General features: G+C 45.5%; 19 protein-coding genes. 4 read left to right on the top strand and 15 right to left on the bottom strand.

The window, feature by feature from the left end; translation table 11 throughout:
- Positions 1-351 precede the first annotated feature (351 nt).
- Positions 352-618, bottom strand: coding sequence for a helix-turn-helix transcriptional regulator (locus BUC05_RS02750; RefSeq protein ID WP_011246694.1), 267 nt, complete (start codon positions 616-618; stop codon positions 352-354).
- Positions 619-763: 145 nt separating this feature from the next.
- Between BUC05_RS02750 and BUC05_RS02745 the strand changes: the two genes are divergently transcribed.
- Positions 764-1,084, top strand: a complete 321-nt coding sequence (locus BUC05_RS02745; protein WP_011246693.1) for a helix-turn-helix domain-containing protein — start codon at positions 764-766, stop codon at positions 1,082-1,084.
- Between the two features lie 160 nt (positions 1,085-1,244).
- Here BUC05_RS02745 and BUC05_RS02740 read toward each other — a convergent pair whose 3' ends face one another.
- From BUC05_RS02740 to BUC05_RS02720, 5 genes are read right to left on the bottom strand one after another with little or no spacing between them, the layout of a single operon-like run.
- Positions 1,245-1,658, bottom strand: coding sequence for a YpbF family protein (locus BUC05_RS02740; protein WP_011246692.1), 414 nt, complete (start codon positions 1,656-1,658; stop codon positions 1,245-1,247).
- Positions 1,659-1,702: 44 nt separating this feature from the next.
- On the bottom strand, positions 1,703-1,897 hold the full coding sequence (locus BUC05_RS02735; protein ID WP_011246691.1) for a hypothetical protein: 195 nt from the start codon (positions 1,895-1,897) through the stop codon (positions 1,703-1,705).
- A gap of 12 nt (positions 1,898-1,909) precedes the next feature.
- On the bottom strand, positions 1,910-2,485 hold the full coding sequence (locus BUC05_RS02730; protein WP_011246690.1) for a CPBP family intramembrane glutamic endopeptidase: 576 nt from the start codon (positions 2,483-2,485) through the stop codon (positions 1,910-1,912).
- A complete protein-coding gene (locus BUC05_RS02725) occupies positions 2,485-3,987 on the bottom strand; it encodes a RecQ family ATP-dependent DNA helicase (RefSeq protein WP_011246689.1) in 1,503 nt (500 codons plus the stop codon). Before BUC05_RS02725 ends, BUC05_RS02730 begins: the two co-directional genes overlap by 1 nt.
- Positions 3,981-5,021 (bottom strand): YpbB family protein, encoded by a 1,041-nt coding sequence (locus tag BUC05_RS02720; protein ID WP_035204088.1) that lies wholly within the window; start codon positions 5,019-5,021, stop codon positions 3,981-3,983. Before BUC05_RS02720 ends, BUC05_RS02725 begins: the two co-directional genes overlap by 7 nt.
- A gap of 136 nt (positions 5,022-5,157) precedes the next feature.
- Between BUC05_RS02720 and BUC05_RS02715 the strand changes: the two genes are divergently transcribed.
- From BUC05_RS02715 to BUC05_RS02705, 3 genes are all read left to right on the top strand, one after another.
- Entirely contained in the window at positions 5,158-5,409 is a 252-nt protein-coding gene (locus BUC05_RS02715; protein WP_011246687.1) for a ferredoxin, read from the top strand.
- A 429-nt stretch (positions 5,410-5,838) separates the two neighbouring features.
- A complete protein-coding gene (gene serA / locus BUC05_RS02710) occupies positions 5,839-7,440 on the top strand; it encodes a phosphoglycerate dehydrogenase (RefSeq protein ID WP_011246686.1) in 1,602 nt (533 codons plus the stop codon).
- Between the two features lie 287 nt (positions 7,441-7,727).
- A complete protein-coding gene (locus BUC05_RS02705) occupies positions 7,728-9,107 on the top strand; it encodes an FAD-dependent oxidoreductase (protein WP_011246685.1) in 1,380 nt (459 codons plus the stop codon).
- A gap of 139 nt (positions 9,108-9,246) precedes the next feature.
- On the opposite strand, the gene BUC05_RS02700 is transcribed toward BUC05_RS02705, so the two are convergent.
- The 9 genes from BUC05_RS02700 to ccsB form a co-directional block, all read right to left on the bottom strand.
- Positions 9,247-10,008 carry a TerC family protein gene (locus BUC05_RS02700; RefSeq protein WP_011246684.1) on the bottom strand — a complete coding sequence of 254 codons (762 nt, stop codon included), beginning with the start codon at positions 10,006-10,008 and terminating at the stop codon, positions 9,247-9,249.
- A gap of 96 nt (positions 10,009-10,104) precedes the next feature.
- A complete protein-coding gene (locus tag BUC05_RS21400; RefSeq protein WP_011246683.1) occupies positions 10,105-10,248 on the bottom strand; it encodes a hypothetical protein in 144 nt (47 codons plus the stop codon).
- A gap of 110 nt (positions 10,249-10,358) precedes the next feature.
- Positions 10,359-10,910, bottom strand: coding sequence for a cob(I)yrinic acid a,c-diamide adenosyltransferase (locus BUC05_RS02695; protein ID WP_011246682.1), 552 nt, complete (start codon positions 10,908-10,910; stop codon positions 10,359-10,361).
- Positions 10,911-10,980: 70 nt separating this feature from the next.
- A complete protein-coding gene (locus BUC05_RS02690; protein WP_011246681.1) occupies positions 10,981-11,760 on the bottom strand; it encodes an ABC transporter ATP-binding protein in 780 nt (259 codons plus the stop codon).
- Positions 11,757-12,827, bottom strand: coding sequence for a FecCD family ABC transporter permease (locus tag BUC05_RS02685; RefSeq protein ID WP_011246680.1), 1,071 nt, complete (start codon positions 12,825-12,827; stop codon positions 11,757-11,759). Before BUC05_RS02685 ends, BUC05_RS02690 begins: the two co-directional genes overlap by 4 nt.
- Complete coding sequence (locus BUC05_RS21395; RefSeq protein ID WP_156323103.1) at positions 12,794-12,970, bottom strand: hypothetical protein; 177 nt, start codon at positions 12,968-12,970, stop codon at positions 12,794-12,796. The genes BUC05_RS02685 and BUC05_RS21395 overlap by 34 nt, the downstream gene beginning before the upstream one ends.
- A complete protein-coding gene (locus BUC05_RS02680) occupies positions 12,967-14,760 on the bottom strand; it encodes an ATP-binding protein (protein ID WP_035204258.1) in 1,794 nt (597 codons plus the stop codon). Before BUC05_RS02680 ends, BUC05_RS21395 begins: the two co-directional genes overlap by 4 nt.
- Complete coding sequence (locus tag BUC05_RS02675) at positions 14,760-15,476, bottom strand: response regulator transcription factor (protein WP_011246678.1); 717 nt, start codon at positions 15,474-15,476, stop codon at positions 14,760-14,762. The genes BUC05_RS02680 and BUC05_RS02675 overlap by 1 nt, the downstream gene beginning before the upstream one ends.
- A gap of 124 nt (positions 15,477-15,600) precedes the next feature.
- Entirely contained in the window at positions 15,601-16,800 is a 1,200-nt protein-coding gene (gene ccsB, locus BUC05_RS02670) for a c-type cytochrome biogenesis protein CcsB (protein ID WP_011246677.1), read from the bottom strand.
- Between the last annotated feature and the right edge of the window lie 17 nt (positions 16,801-16,817).

Genomic DNA, 16,817 nt, shown 5'->3' with positions numbered 1-16,817 from the left:
GGAAAACCAACAATATGTTCGATAGAATCGAATGAACGACTTGCATTTGGACGTTTAGGAACTCATCACCATCTTAATTCCTTTTGAAAATCATTGCCACCTACGCATTTATTTTAACAATCCGTCCCAAAAAGCGCGATACCCTTTAGAATGGTCTTGCACTCAGTCTCTAGCCTGATATTACTGTTGTCTTCATTGGCTAAAAAATGGTCTTGTTCCTGCTTACTATGTTTATTTTCTTTGCAATTGATTGTTTTCGATTGAATAAAAAAACGCCAAAGTTGGCGCTTGAAAGACTTACTATTTTTTATAACGGACACATGTCCCCATATAAAAAGGAATCCGTCTTTTTTATTTGTTAGACTGGCTTTTATCATTTTTTGTTTCTTTTCCATTTTGTAAATCATTAGTTAACACATCGTCAAAAAAGAGATCATCGGGCTTTAAGGAAAAAACAGCCGCAATTCGGTAAGCAAGTTCATAAGAAAGCCCTCTTTTCCCATTTTCTATTTGCCAATAGAATGGGGTACTCACGTTAATTTTTTTTGCTACTGCCTCTAACGTCATTTGGTGCTCCAATCGAACTTTTTTCAATGTTTCCCGCTGCAATACGATCACCTCATTTGATTAACTAAAAGTTAACTACAGTATATCCTTCCCAGTTTCTTCTGTAAATACAATTGTTTCTATTTAGTTAACCGAATTTACGTTAGCGATTTGTTAACATATAATACAGGTAGACCGAGCAGAAAGGGTTGTGCATATGACAATTGTTCCAGAGCGGCTAAAAACATTAAGGAAAGAACGACAGCTTACCCAGGAACAGCTAGGCGAGCTGATCAATGTAACAAAAGTGTCCATATCAGGTTATGAAAATGGCAACCGCACCCCTGACACCGATACATTACGCCGCCTTGCAGATGTCTTCGGTGTTTCAACCGATTATCTGCTAGGGCGTTCCAAAGAGAAAAATGGCTCTTTCTTTTATGACAACGAACTTACGCACAAAGAGGCACAGTTATTGCGTGAACACCTTGCCTTTATCCGCTTCCAGGCCAATAAAAAGGAAAGTGAAACAGACTAATAAACGAGATGTGCAGGCAAGTGTGCAGAGGCCTTTGCATAGCGGTTTTAAAGCAGATGAACGAGGTAGACGACCGACATCTATGAATGTATGTTTGTTACAAACGAAAACAGCTTGCTAAGCAGGCTGTTTTTTTTTAGCTTATCTGTTTATCTATATCTCATTCGAAATAAAACAAGTTGATGGAGTAGCGCGTTTGCATTTCTTTTAAATAGGCTTCTTTCTCGGCTGCGCTACGCTCAGCTGGCCAAAACTCTTCGCTGCGCTCGATAAACTCGTTGCGCAGCGCCTCAAATTCCTTTTCTTTTTTTGCCGCTTTCTTTGATAAATAAACAAGTCCAATAAGAGACAAAAAGAGCACGACGAGTAAAGTTGTTGACAATGGCGAAGCCAGCAACGCTTTGGGAAAGACCGTGCGCCCAGTTTGAGGTTCATTCAAAAGAATTACAAATGTGCACCCACTAATGAGTGCAGCCCACCCGCAAAACAAGTGTTGTTTCTCCAAGCGGTCCCACTCTGCTTTACGTTTAATCAACTCTTTCGTAATCATCTCTAGTGCCAGTTGTCCTCCCATCGCCTGACCCCTCCCATACGTAATCTATGGGAAAGGCTGTCCTTTTAGAACAAATAGAACGAGACTGCTAAGCTTGTGAAAACAAGCAAAAAGAAAAGAACAGCGAGCATATGGGCAATGGGAGAGACCACTGCTTTTTTCTTGTCTTTATGTTTCTTTTTATGGTGCCGTACTTTTGAACGGGGAGGCAGCGTTTCAGGTTCTCCTTGGTTTTCTAAATCAATCGGCTGTTCGCTCATTGGCATCCCCTCCTACTTTCTGTTCTTAGCATTTAAAACAAAGGCAAGAACAGCGTTAATGAAAAAATGCGCACATACTACAGTCGCAAAGTTCCCTGTCACCTCAAACGTCCAGCCAAGCCCTATGCTTATAACGAGTACGTAAGCAAACAGCACAGGCTTTGTTACATAGCGAAAATGGACAATCGCAAACAGCAGACTCGCCAGCGGCAGCCCAACGAGCTGTTGCAAAACCGCTCTGAATAGCCATTCCTCGCAGAAGGCCACCAACAAGCAAAAACAGACAATATGGACAGGGCCCATGCCGGTAAAAACACGCTCATTCAATCCCCCATCATCAAGCCAGCCTTTTGGCAGCAACACGACAAGCAGCCAATTTAGAAGCAGAGCGGCAACAGCAAACAAACTTCCGTTCCCTATTCCCGTAGCCCACTGAAATTCAAGGCTGTGCCAAATGCCAACTGGTCCGCCTGTATAGAAAAAGCTTAACGCGATGCCAATGACCAAAAGCAGCAATTGCGAACCGTATAGGCTGATGTAGAAATCTTTTTTATCCAGCTGAGTGGTGGCGCGGCGGTTTGCTTTCATCATTTTCCCTCCGCCACTGCAAAAACGGCTTTAAGCTCTTCTTCCCACAAAAACGGCGCTTCATTTACGTTAACAGGCGTCCGTTTAAACGAGTCAAGGGTAAGGCCACACACATCACAGCACGGATTATGGGGGGCTGGAACCTCGTCGAAATAAGAAAGTAGTTGTTGGCGCCGGCAAGTTTGGTCATCACGACCATAGTGAAACACCGGTAACAGCCGGTTCTGTTTGGCGGCGATTTGCTCTTTAAAATGGCGGTGGAGCAAACTTGTTAGTTTTGCCATTGAAAAGGATTGGACAAGCCCTCCCTTGATTACACCCCATTTTTCTAACAAATAGCCAACCGTCCGTGCTTGATCGGATTGCATGGCTAAAAGCCGGTTCTCAAATGATGGAAAATCAAGCGGCTCTCCTACTTTTAACTGTGAAAGTGCCCATACCCATTCATCGGCAGTAAAATCGTTTTTTTTAAGTAAATTTTTCGCTTGTACACGATCTTCTCGAGCAGTTAGAAGCAAAGCAAAGCTTAAAGCCCCATCGCGCCCAGCGCGACCAATTTCTTGGATGTAGGAGGCGATGTCAAGTGGGTAATGCAAATGGATGACATAACGCACATCTGTTTTGTTAAGCCCCATCCCAAATGCGTTCGTCGCACAAATCACATCCAGTTGGCCATTCATAAATTGTTGTTGGACAAGCAAGCGGTCAGCGTTTTCCATGCCGCCATGATAAAAGCTCGTCCGAACATGCTTCACTTCCTGAGCAAGATAAGCGCTGCATGCTTCTGCCTGGGCTCTGCTCTGAACATAAATAATTCCTGGTGCTTGATAAGTAGCGACCATTTCCACAAGGCGCTGCTGTTTTTGTGCTTGGTCAGCAGCCTCCTCAGCTAGTAGCACAATATTGGAGCGGTTGACACTCTCAATATGTTCAAACGGTGTCCGTAAATCAAGCTGCTTTTTAATATCAGCGCGGACTTCTTTCGTTGCTGTGGCTGTAATCGCTAAACAAGGCGGTGAACCGAGCGCCTGTTTAATGTCGCAGATCCGCAAATAATCAGCGCGAAAGTCATGCCCCCAATAAGACACGCAATGGGCTTCATCGACGACAATATAAGCGACTTTGACCTTTGCCAAAGCAGCGAGCAGTTCTCGTGATTGCAACATTTCTGGCGACGTGTACAACAGTTTCACTCTTGCAAGATTGCGGAGCAAACGTCTCCGTTCTGCCTTTTCCGTAAAGCTGTTGAGAGCGGCCGTTTGTTTCAGCCCGATTGATTTCAACTGCTGGACTTGGTCTTCCATCAATGCGAGCAGCGGTGAAACGACAATCGTAACCCCGTTGGCAAGAAAAGCAGGCAGCTGGTAACAAAGGGACTTGCCCCGTCCTGTCGGGAGCATAGCCAACACGTCTGCCCCATTTATGAGCGCTTCAATGATTTCTTTTTGCCCTTGCCTAAATGAAGTAAAACCAAACAAAGCCTGCAAATGGCGTTCTAACATTGTATGAATCCTTTCCTCGCCAGCGTAAGCCGAATGTCAAAATACGTGACTTCATTGTTAAGCGCTGTTCGAATCGTTTTTAACTTTAATGTACGGAGTTCGCGGCTGACGCGTAAAATGTTCTTTTGCGTTTCTTCGCTCACATAGCGGTCTATCGGGAAAGAGCGGTCAAACAAAGCAATTTCGACAAGATGATCTTCAATCGTCGCCGGCTTTAAGCCGCGTATATGCGCGAGCTCTTGCACGGAATCAACTCTCGACAATAAAGAGGCAGTTTTTCGTGCCGATGCAGTGCTTGTCCGGCTTTGTATTGTTGGAAGCAAATGTAAAAGCACTTCGTAATCGTGCGGATTTTCACTAATCTCAGCCATCAGTGCATGGAGGTTGCTTTTATGGCGTAGTTCAACTTCCATTAAGGAAAGACGATAGCGCAAGGCAAGCTGTTGCCTCGTCTCCCCGATCCGCCTTTGCCTTGAAAGCTGGAGAACAAATAGTTCAGCTTGCAGCCGGTCGCGCTTTCTTAAAAAAGCGGCACATTCTTTATATACCTTCATCCTGTATCGATGCCGTTCGGCCGGTTTTGGGAGTGCGCTTTTGACGAATCGTTGTACATCTAAATCACCGACGACAGGAATAAAAGAAGTCCCCGTTGCTAATGCATTTAATGACTGCACAAGTAGAGCGAGGCGGTTCCAAAAAAGCACATCCGTTTGTTGGAACAACCCATTGTTTATATGGTGCACGTAAGAATGGTCATGTAGCCAGGCATCCAACTGGATCTCGCCTTTCTCAGTCAGCTGATGCGCCCCGTCTGTTTCGCGGACTTTCCCATTTTCAAGCAACGCGTTCACGACTTGTTCCGCTTCGGTATAGGACAATTGGGGCAAAAGACCAAACAAAGGAAGAGCGTTGAACAAAGCGCCATCTTGTATCGTTTGGGCGGAACGCTTGCCTTTTAATAAATGATACGCCCCGAATAAAGAGCGTTCGCCTTGAAAACGATGGCAGGCAAGCATAAAAAGCTGTTCTTTCACGATTTTTCCCTCTTTCAATCGTGCCTTGGTTTTCCTCATTGTATCAAAACAGCCTTGTTTTTGTCCTTGTTTGTCAATTGCAGTTTTGCTTGTTGCGCGCTACAATTGAATCAGTTTAGGCTTAAGGGGTTCTGCCATGAAAAACTGTTATACGATTGTCGAACTAGATACATGCATTGCTTGCGGCGCCTGTGGGCTCGTTGCCCCAGATGTGTATGATTACAATGAAGAAGGGCTAGCTTACGCTTTCCTTGATCATAATACTGGAAATAAGCCACTTCCCGACTTGCTCGTTGACGATGCAATCGATGCAAAAGATGGCTGCCCAACAGACTCGATTAAAATTTCCGACAAGCCTTTTAACGGCGATCCGACTAAATACGAATAAAAGATTCGCTTTTGATTAAAGTTATCTGTCTTTTTTCGGTATTTTTCTTTTTTATAACAAACGGGGATTAGCGATTACAAGAAAAACCGAACTTTTTTGGTTATGACGATTGACTTTTCTGCGTTGCCATGATAAATTATCTAACAAATCAAATTGCTAAAAACGATGATGAAGACATGAAAAGCAAGGCCGATTCAGAGAGCTGGTGGGAGCTGCAAACCAGTGACAGCCTGTTTGGATAGCCCTTCTAAGTTGTCACGTCGAAAAACAGTAGACGTGTGCCGGCTTCTGCCGTTACCAGTAAAGATGCACATCTTGTGCAAACAACGAGGGTGGTACCGCGAACATTCGCCCCTCACAGCAAAATTCTGCCGCTGTGGGGGGCGTTTTTCATTTATGTAGGAAGAACCATAAAAGGAGTGGAGTACAATGAACCAAGTTGCAGAGCCAAAAACAGCCCAATTTCATATTCTCGTAGCCGATACCATGAGCGAAGAAGGCCTATTGCCTTTGCTTGAGGCTGACCATGTCGAGGTTACACAAGCAAGCGTCGACAACGCTGGGCCATTGGAGCAATACGACGCCCTGTTAATCCGCAGTGCCACTACAGTCACCGAGGAGCTCCTCAGCCGTATGCCGCGCTTGAAAATCGTTGCTCGTGCCGGCGTCGGTGTTGACAATGTAGACATACAAGCGGCAACCAAACATGGCGTTGTCGTCATTAACGCACCTGACGGCAACACGATTTCAACGGCGGAGCACACATTTGCGATGATGTGCGCCCTGTTGCGCAACATTCCACAAGCTAACGCTAGTGTCAAATCAGGAAAATGGGACCGCAAAGCGTACCAAGGGACTGAACTTCGGGGAAAAACACTCGGCATTGTTGGCTTTGGCCGTATTGGTACGCAATTAGCCAAACGGGCCAAAGCGTTTGAAATGGGCGTGCTTGTGTATGATCCATTTTTAACGGCTGAACGAGCAGAAAAACTTGGGATTGCCCAAGGCGAGTTGGACCATGTCTTATCAGTTGCTGATATCATTACTGTGCATACGCCATTAACGAAAGACACAAAAGGGCTTTTGAATATGGAAACAATCGCGAAAACAAAGCCAGGAGTGTTTTTAATCAATTGCGCCCGTGGTGGCATTATTGATGAACAGGCATTAAAACACTACTTAAACAACGGCCATGTTGCCGGGGCTGCTTTGGATGTGTTTACAGAAGAACCAGCGACAGACAAAGAATTGATTGGCCATCCTAGCGTAGTGGCAACGCCTCACATTGCTGCTTCTACGAAAGAAGCGCAGCTAAACGTGGCTGCCCAAGTTTCTCAGGAAGTGCTACAATTTTTAAACGGTGAGCCGGCATTAAACTCGATTAATTTGCCAGCTATGCCAAAAGACGTTTACGAAAAAATCAAGCCCTATTACGACCTTGCTAGGACAATGGGCTCCGTATTATCACAATTGATGCGTATCCCTGTCCAAGAAATTGAAGTGTTCTACAGCGGCACAACGGCCGAACAAAATACGAGCGTGCTAACGAGAAGCCTTATTTCCGGTTTTCTTCAACCACGCGTTGATGCGGCTGTCAATGATGTCAACGCATCCCTTATTGCCAAAGAACGTGGCATTTCCTTTGGCGAAAAGCATGTGACGAAAACATTCGGCTACTCTAACCTCATCCAAGCGGTTGTCCACGGCGAAGGCAGACAGTTTGAAATGAAGGCGACTTACATCCATGAATACGGTCCACGGATTGTATCAATCAACGGTTTTTCAGTCGACGTCGTCGCAGAAGGGCATATTTTATACATTCAACATTTTGATCGTCCTGGCGTTATCGGCAAAATGGGCCAACTTCTCGCTAAGCATGACGTCAATATCGCAACGATGCAAGTAGGCCGGAAATCAGCCGGCGGCGAAGCGATTATGATTGTCCAAGTCGATAAACATGTCGATCAAACTGTGATCGACGGTTTGTTAACGTTTGACGAAATCGCTATTGCTAACGTCATTGATTTATAAGTCTTGAAAAACATAGACAGCTTTTGCTACTAGGCAGGATTCGCCGATAGCATAAATGAACGATCACTTGCCTGGCCACCTCGTTTTTCAACGAGGTGGCATTCGTTTTCTTCTACTTCCCCTACTTCCATAGCGATTCTAAAAACAAACCAGCATGTCAGCTTCAAAAAACATTTGCTCACCAGTTCACAATATGATATGATCAACTTGAGGATTTTGCTCAATGGTTCACAAATAAAGACCACTCTTGTGAAATTACTCACATTCTTATACAGGAGGCTACAACAATGAAAATAATTGTGATTGGTTGTACCCACGCGGGTACGACTGCCGTTAAAAATTTGCTCCGGCTCCATCCTGACGCTGACATAACCGTCTATGAACGAAACGACACAGTCTCCTTTTTGTCTTGCGGAATTGCCTTGCACGTCGGCGGTGTCGTCGAGCATGCTGAAGACTTGTTTTATTCATCTCCACAAGAATTGGCTGCTCTTGGCGCAAGCATGCACGTCCTTCACGACGTGATTAACGTTGATAATGAAAATAAAAAAATTCGTGTTCGTAACCTTCAAACAGGTGAACAATTTACGGACAAGTATGACAAACTCGTATTTACGACAGGGTCCGCTCCAGTCATACCGTCTATTCCTGGTGTCGGCTTAAAGAACATTCAGCTTTGCAAAAACTATTACCAAGCACAGCAAATTATTAAAAAAGCAACGAACGCCCAAAAAATAGCTGTCATTGGTGCGGGCTACATTGGCATTGAACTCGTGGAGGCATTTGCAACAAACGGCAAGGACGTAACCCTTATCGAAGGTGCCAACCGTATTTTAAACAAATACCTCGACCATGAATTTACTGATAAGATTGAAACTACATTACGTGAACATCATGTGACGCTTGCGCTAGGCGAAAAAGTCGAGTCATTTATCGGAAACTCGGCAGGGGGCGTCCAAGCTGTACAAACAAGCAAACAGACACACGAAGCAGACCTTGTCTTGCTTTGCGTCGGCTTTAAGCCACTAACAGATCTCATTAAAGATAAAGTCGACACACTTGAAAATGGCGCTCTACTTGTGAATGAATATATGCAAACGAGCGATCCTAACATTTTTGCTGCTGGAGACAATTGTGCAGTATTTCACAACTCTGCCAACCACATGGCGTACATTCCTCTTGCCACCAATGCAACCAAAATGGGCACGCTTGTGGCGTACAATATTAAGCGCCCGACCTTTGCCTATAAAGGAACACAAGGAACATCTGGACTAAAATTGTACGACCTAAACATTGCCTCTACTGGTTTAACGGAAGAAGCAGCAGCGATCTATGGCCTTGATGTCCGTTCGTTTACATTCACCGACCATGAACGCCCGACATTCATGCCTTCTGCTGAGGAAGTTCGCATAAAGCTTGTTTTCGAACAGGAATCGCTTCGTATTGTCGGTGCCCAAGTTATGAGCAAGACCGATCAGACACACCTAATGAATACCGTATCGGTTTGCATCCAACAGCAGATGACGGTGACTGATTTAGCGTTTGCTGATTTCTTCTTCCAACCACATTATAGCAAGCCTATTCACCTGCTGAACTCGCTCGCCCTTAACATTCTTGAACAAAGGGAACCAATGCAAAAAACAGCAGAAGTACGCGTATCAACTTAAATGACAAAGCAGCCCTCTTTTCAAGGAGTGGCTGCTTTTTTACTTGTCCGTCAAGCCAATGCCAACCGGGTGCTAGAACAGCGTTTTCGAAAGCGTGCACCGCCAGCTCCAACACAACAACAAAGTTGGTCGACAATCTTTAAGGTTGTAGAGAAGCCTTTTTCAAATCCTTAGACGACTTGAACCAAGCGATAAGGACAATTCCAGCAAATACGGTCCAAAAGATCGTTTTCCATAACGAAGATTCTGGGAAATGCTCTGGTAAAATGTGCAAATCAGGATGGGCAAGTGTATAAACAAGAAGTTTTACGCCAACCCAGCCAACGATTAAATAAGCGGCTGTTTCAAGGCTTGGCCGCCATTCAAGCAATTTAATAAATTTGCCTGCTGCAAACCGCATAATCACAATGCCGATGATCCCACCACTTAGGACAACAGCAAATTGTGCTCCGTCCAGTTGGCCAATGTTTGGCCAATTTGTCGCTGGCAATGTGACGGCAAGGGCGACGGCCGCTAAAATGGAATCGACCGCAAATGCAAAATCGGCAAGCTCGACTTTTACGACTGTTTTCCAAAATCCTACAGGCGCTTTCATCGCCTTTGCACTCTTTGTTTTCTTCTTGACCCATTTTCGATACAAATAGTGAATCGACAAATACAACAAGTAAATAGCGCCTATTGCTTGAATTTGCCAAACGTCGACAAGCAAAGAAATAAAGAACAAAGAAATGATGCGAAATAAGAAAGCACCTGCAAGCCCATAAAATAAAGCTTTTTTTCTTTCGTTTTCTGGCAAATGGCGAACAATCATTGCCAGCACCACTGCGTTGTCAGCAGCTAAAATCCCTTCTAGAGCAATTAAAACAAGCAAAACCCAACCATATTCTAAAAGAAGCGGCACATGTTTCCCTCCTAAAAAACCGTTGCTCCCTTTAGGGTTGCCAACGGCTTTTTAACTATGTACGCTTCTTTCAGCTAAAAGCAATGAACTGGCAAGTTATTGCTTTTGCCGCTCGATGTTTCGCTCCATTATGACTTCGTCTGTGACAGGACTTTTCAAGCTAAAAAAAAGCAAACTAATGGCTAGCCCCAGCACAAGCACAATCCCGATCCGCCTTACAAAATCGATAAAACCAACCATATTGGCCTCCTTCAAGTCGCTAAAAAAGAGCCACTAAGCCGGCAAATAGCGCCTTCTTATCGCTCTTTTAAACATTCGTCAGTACTATCCATATGGCTTCATTTCCGGTTTTATTCCTCCCTTTGCAGGCGTTGCTCGCCAACATAGAGGACATCTTGTTCGGCTAACTCGTGATTAGCACTACGCGCCATTGTAAAAAAGCAGTCCGACAAGCGGTTAAAAAAAGGCAACAACGCTTGGGACACATTAGCGACGCTATTGATTTTACGTTCTGCTTTGCGGGCGTCTGTACGGCAACGATGCAATGCGCAAGCAGGTTCAGACCCTCCTGGAAGAATAAACCCGGACAGTGGCGGCAACTTAGCCGTATGGGCGTCAATGCAACGCTCCAACGCATCGGTATGGGCGCTCGTGATCTTCCATTCCGCCTCTTTCGCTTGGGCCAAATCGGCCCCTGCATCAAATAATTGGTGTGATAACACAATCAGTTCCTCTGTTAGTTGGCTAAGGCCGTGCTTTTTACAGCTGTATATCGCAAAGCCAAGTGAACTGTTCAATTCATCAACTGCACCAATTGCTTCAACGCGTGCATCTGTTTTTTGCAAGCGGGCTCCGACAATGCTCGTCTCGCCCCGATCTCCCCTTTTCGTATAAATCTTCATTCTACCTTCTCCTTAAGGCCTATTTTGGACGTCTTCGATTTGCGGACGTTTGCTCACTTGACACCACGCTTTAGACGCGTGTGACCACCGAAAATTGTTTCCTTCCTTTTACAGGCTCTTTCCATTCATGAAAAGCTGTTCCGTAAATATTTTCAAGAGCACCCCGTGTCAAGATCGATTGCGTTTCACCTTGGCATATCACTTTTCCGTTTTTCAGTAACAACACATCATCACAATACAAACTTGCCAGATTAATGTCGTGTAGAATGCACACAACCGTCAATTGCCGTGATGCCAGCAGTTTTGTTAAATGCTCCATGAGCGCAACTTGGCGAGCCAAGTCCAAATGGTTTGTCGGTTCATCAAGTAGCAAGCTGTCAGGCTGTTGCGCTAGCGCCCGAGCGAGCCAGACACGTTGTTTTTCGCCGCCGCTCAAACTTAACAACGACCGTTCAGCCATGTCGCTTATACCTGTCTCCTCCATCGCTTTCCGAATGATGTCGTCGTCTGTTTTTCCTTTAACAGCAAACAAGCCTTGTTGATGGGCGTAGCGGCCAAGGGCGACGGCTTCATAGACAGGCACGTCAAAGGAAACATGCTCATCTTGGGATAGCACAGCCATCCGCTGCGCCCGCTCTTTTGGCTTTAGTGTAGCTAGTGGCTTTCCGTCAATTTCAATTGAACCTGCCTGATAAGGATAAAAACCTGTCACCGTTTTTAACAACGTCGTTTTGCCACTGCCGTTTGCTCCAAGTATGCCAAGCATTCGCCCTTTCTTTGCTTGGAAACTTACTTGATCGAGGATTAGACGCCCCCCCCGGTTAACGGAAAGGTTATTTGCCGCAATCATGTCGCCTGGTCCCTCCTTTTCGCTCGCTGGCTTCTATATAGCATCCACGCAAAGGTTGGGGCACCAATGAGCGCGGTTACAACGCCAATTGGCAGTTCTGCAGGAGAAACGACGACACGGGCTGCCATGTCGCATACTACTAAAAAACTGCCGCCAACGATGGCTGCCAGGGGCAGCAAGTGTGAATAGTCGCTTCCAAAAAGCGTTCGGCACATATGGGGGACAACAAGACCAACGAAGCCAATTGTACCCGAGACGGCAACGGCACTTCCTGTTAAAATCGTCGCGGCAATAAGGATGATGTATTTTTTCTGTACCACATAAACGCCTAAATGCTGCGCCGTTTCTTCTCCATACATAAAAGCATTCAACTCATTCCTACAAAAAAACAACAATGTGAACCCACCCACAAAAAACGGCAGCAACAAGCCAATATGGGCCCAACCTCTCATTGCAACGCTGCCCATCAACCAATTGATGACTTGCCGTAGTTCATCTTGCGACATGGCTATCATTAGCGAAAGGCCTGCCCCTAGAAAAGCACTGGCAATGATCCCTGCAAGCACAACGGTTTCATTTTGCAAAGATGGGGAAAGGATCTTTGTGAAATACAAGACAGCCACTAACGTCAAAAAGCCACATCCCATTGCGACAAGCGGCAATGTCCACGCTCCGAAAAAGGCCAATTGAAAGAATAGCACGGCGACTGCCCCAAGCGCAGCTCCAGAGGAAACGCCTAACGTATAAGGATCTGCAAGTGGATTCCGCAACAGCCCTTGAAAAGCAGCACCAGCTACAGCTAAACAGGCGCCAACGAAAAGCGCCAACAGCACTCGAGGAAGGCGAATGTGTAAAATAATTTGTACATGCCCTGGATCTAATTCTTGTCCAAGAGGGATGTTCAGCCCTTCTTGGACAAGGACGAAGAAAACCGTTGGGAATGAAAGGCCGACGCTGCCAAAGCGAACAGCAGCAATCACTACAAACAGAGTGATCGCTATCGCTCCAGCGTAAACGGCGATTTTATGCGTTTTTAAGAATCGTTGCAATGTGCGCTGCGGTAACAAGGTAGCGTTCCTCCTGCCATTTTTCTTCCTAACGGCAAATGCAGCGCCTTGTCGATTCCGACAAACGCTGCATCCGTCTGCATTGCCCACATCCACTTGAGCAATACCATTGCTTGCCTCTGTTTAATCACAGAATGTCTCATTTCCCTTTATCGCCTTGCTGTTTAGGCAACGTAAAATGAAATGTTGTCCCTTCTCCTAAGCGGCTATGGACAGTAATTTTCCCTTGGTGTGCGTCAATAATATGTTTCGCAATAGCAAGGCCCAGCCCTGTTCCGCCATGCTGCCTTGTCCGCGCTTTGTCCGCTTTATAAAAACGTTCAAACACATAAGGAAGGTCTTCTTCAGGAATGCCCCTCCCTGTATCAACTACAGCAAATGTGTCACGTTCTTCTTCTTGTTCATGTACAACGGTAATCAGTCCACCAGGGTTTGTATGCCTGATCGCATTATGAATTAAATTGGTTAAAACTTGCTCAATCCGGTCAGGGTCAAATACAGCAATCTGTCCTCTTCCTGGCTTGGCCAATTCGACTGTTACGTCATATTCGCGGGCAAAGCTTGCAAACTTGCGGGTAATCCGTTCTAAATAAGAATCGAGATCCACTTCTTCCAGATTCAAGTCAATATAGCCTGCTTCCATACGTGCCAAATCGAGAAGCTCATTGACGAGCCTGCCCATACGTAGCGATTCATCGTAAATGATTTGCGCGACTTCTTTTCGTTCCTCATCACTTGATGTTACCCCGTCAACCATGGCTTCGCTATAGCCTTGCAACATTGAGATTGGCGTCCTGAGCTCATGCGACACGTTGGCAATAAAATCTTTGCGCAATTTGTCATGCCGGCGCTCTTCCGTTACATCACGGACAACAGCTACAGCACCACGGACATGCTCTTCAGCATAGAGAGGCGCCATCAACACAGCCATACTTCGCCCTTGAACGGACAGTTCTTGCAGCTCTTCTTTCTCCGCTGAAACGACTTGTTCAAACAAAGGTGTTAACGATACTGGCAATGTTTTCCGTTCACCCGTTATTGGCTTTTGCCCCTCTTCATAGAAGAGCAGCGCTAACACTTCCTCTGCTTGGGGGTTGGTCAATAAGATTCTGCCTTGTCGGTCTAGTGTAATCACGCCGTCAGCCATTGAGGCGAGAATATGGGAAAGCTGTTCTTTTTCTTGATTCAACTCGGAAATGTTGCGATTGAGCTCTCGGCGCATCCGGTTAAAGGCAATCGCTAGCTGGCCAATCTCATCTTGTGTAAGGATCGGCACTTTCGTATGAAACTGCCCTTGTGCCACTTCCAATGCCGCTTGCCGCATTTTTCGCAGCGGTGCCGTGATCCGACTTGACAAAAAAAACGCAAAAACAGTCGTCAACACTAACGCAATGCCTGCTGACAAATAGATAATCCGTCGCGTTTCTGCAGCTGCTTCCTCGACGGCAGACAGTGGTTGGTATAAAATGATGCCGCTGCTCGTTAAATAATCTTCTGATAACGGCACACCGACAACGATCATTTCAATCGGGTCTTGCTCCTGTCCACTGGCAGGATAATTGGCCTCTGTTACAATCCGCTCGCCTTTTTCAAGTCCTTCTACCGACCACTCTTCCAGCAATGTCGCAACATTGATCTCGCCTGAACGGTTGCCTTGGGCACTCCACGCTTTTGCGCCATTTTTAATAATGGTGATATTAATTTGGAATTCATTGCTTAACGATTGCAAGTAATCATATGTGCTTGTTTCATCCGTATGGGTTTCATACATCGTTTTTGCCATATTTGCGTAGCTGTTTAAGCGGCTTTCAGCTTCCTCAATCGCATTTCCTTCTGTAAAGCGAAGCAGCAGGACCATTAGAATTGTCAATACAGCTGTGACAAGCAAAAGGATGGTAAACCATAATTTCCCGACTACACTTTGCCACAGCATCACCCACGCGTCGCCTCAAACTTGTATCCAACCCCCCAAACGGTTGAAATAATGGCTGCTACTTCTGGAGAAACGCGATTCAATTTTTCGCGTAACCGTTTGACATGTGTATCGACTGTTCGCAAGTCGCCAAAAAACTCATAGTTCCAAACATCCTTTAATAGCTGTTCACGAGAAAACACTTTATCTGGTGATTGCGCCAAATAAAAGAGCAGTTCATATTCTTTTGGCGTCAAACTAATTTCCGTCTTGTCAACAGTCACTCGATGGGCATCATTGTCAATCGTGAGTGGCCCAAACACGAGCACATCTTTTGTCTGTGTGTCAGTTTGCAAAAACTTAGTAGCAGATGCACGGCGCAACAAAGCTTTCACACGGAGCACCACTTCCCGGGGGCTGAACGGTTTGACAATGTAATCGTCGGCTCCTACTTCAAACCCTTGCACACGGTTTGCTTCTTCTCCCTTGGCCGTCAACATCATTACAGGCGTCGCTTTTTTCTTACGGAGCTCTTGGCACATCTCGACGCCATCCATCCCAGGCATCATCACATCAAGCAAAATCAAGTCATATTCTTTGGCAAGGGCGAGTTCAAGTGCCTCCTCGCCATTGCTTGCTTCTTCAATTTGGTACTCTTCCCTTTCTAAATACATTCGCAATAGGCGGCGAATCCGCTCTTCATCATCAACAACAAGCAATGTTGGCTTGTATTCCATTTGGGAAACCTCCTTATCGATACTGCTCTCCTTAGTAGTGTACCACGGAAGAAATTTTAGTTGCCATTCGTACGACTAAAAATGCGGAATTGTTCCAGCACCGGCTGTAACAATTCCGCCAAAATTAAGCGTAAGAATGAAGGCCCGCTATGACCAAATTGACAAATACAAGGTTAAACATAATAATCGCAAAACCGATAACGCATAACCACGCCGATTTTTCGCCATGCCAGCCTTTGTTTAAGCGTAAGTGGAGATAAACAGCATAAAATAAAAACGTAATAAGCGCCCACACTTCTTTCGGGTCCCATCCCCAAAAACGTGACCACGCAATTTGCGCCCAAATCATCGCAAACACAAGTCCGCCTAAAGCAAAAACAGGAAAACCAATTGCAATCGCGCGGTGGCTTAACTCATCCGTTGTTTGCGGGCTAATATTTTTCAAAAGCGGCTGGATTGCCTTTGTGAGCCGTTTGCGCAAAATCAACCGCAGCAGCCAATAAAGCACCAAACCAGCAACAAATGACCAAAGCAATGTATTCAAATCACTCGCTTCGATATTGCCTGGTACTGAAACCCATGGCTCCATCGCGCCCTCCGTTAATAGTTCCCATTCATTAGGCCCGACAATCGCTGGCAAATTGTACACCATCGGCTGTTCTGAAACGACGCCTTCTTCGTTAACATATTGAAATTCGACTTCATATCCTGCTGCTGCAAACCCATGGGAAAGGCTCGAATAGGCAAGAAAACAAAGAATACTGTACATGATGACTTCCAGTGCTCGTGGCTTCCAACTTTTCGTCGTCAAGTCGATTGTGCGGATCAAATAAGCAAGCCCTGCAGCAAAGCCGATCGCTAATAACCCTTGTCCAATCGAAGTTGTTATAATGTGAAGCTTTAGCATGAGCGGCATTTGCAATGACGGCACAAGTGGAGAAATCGCCGTTTCAAATGTTGACGCGTAAACAATCAACAACATTACAGTCGGCATCGCAAAAAAGCCAATCACATCTGCCTTGCTCGGATAAATAAAATAAAGGATGACAAAAGCCAAGCTCATTGCAATTCCGAGAAAAGTCATATACTCAAACATATTGCTGACAGGCGGATGGCCTGCTACATACCAGCGCGTTATAAAATAGCCTAAAGCTAGAAGCAAGCCTAAAGAGGCAAACACGAACCCTCGCCTGCTTTCTTTTGATGCTGTTTTGCTTGATTCGGTTTCTTTTTTCCGTTTTCGAAGGGAGAACGCAAAAAATACCGTTGCTATTAAATAAGCAAAAAAAGCAAACAGCAGTAAATTAAAGCTAAGATTGACCATAACGTCCCCCTATTTCT

Origin of the sequence: Shouchella rhizosphaerae (assembly GCF_900142675.1) — a bacterium.
GTDB lineage: Bacteria > Bacillota > Bacilli > Bacillales > Bacillaceae_D > Shouchella > Shouchella rhizosphaerae.
The sequence above is the reverse complement of the archived record's forward strand: the minus strand, read 5'-3'. Positions and strand labels throughout refer to the sequence as shown.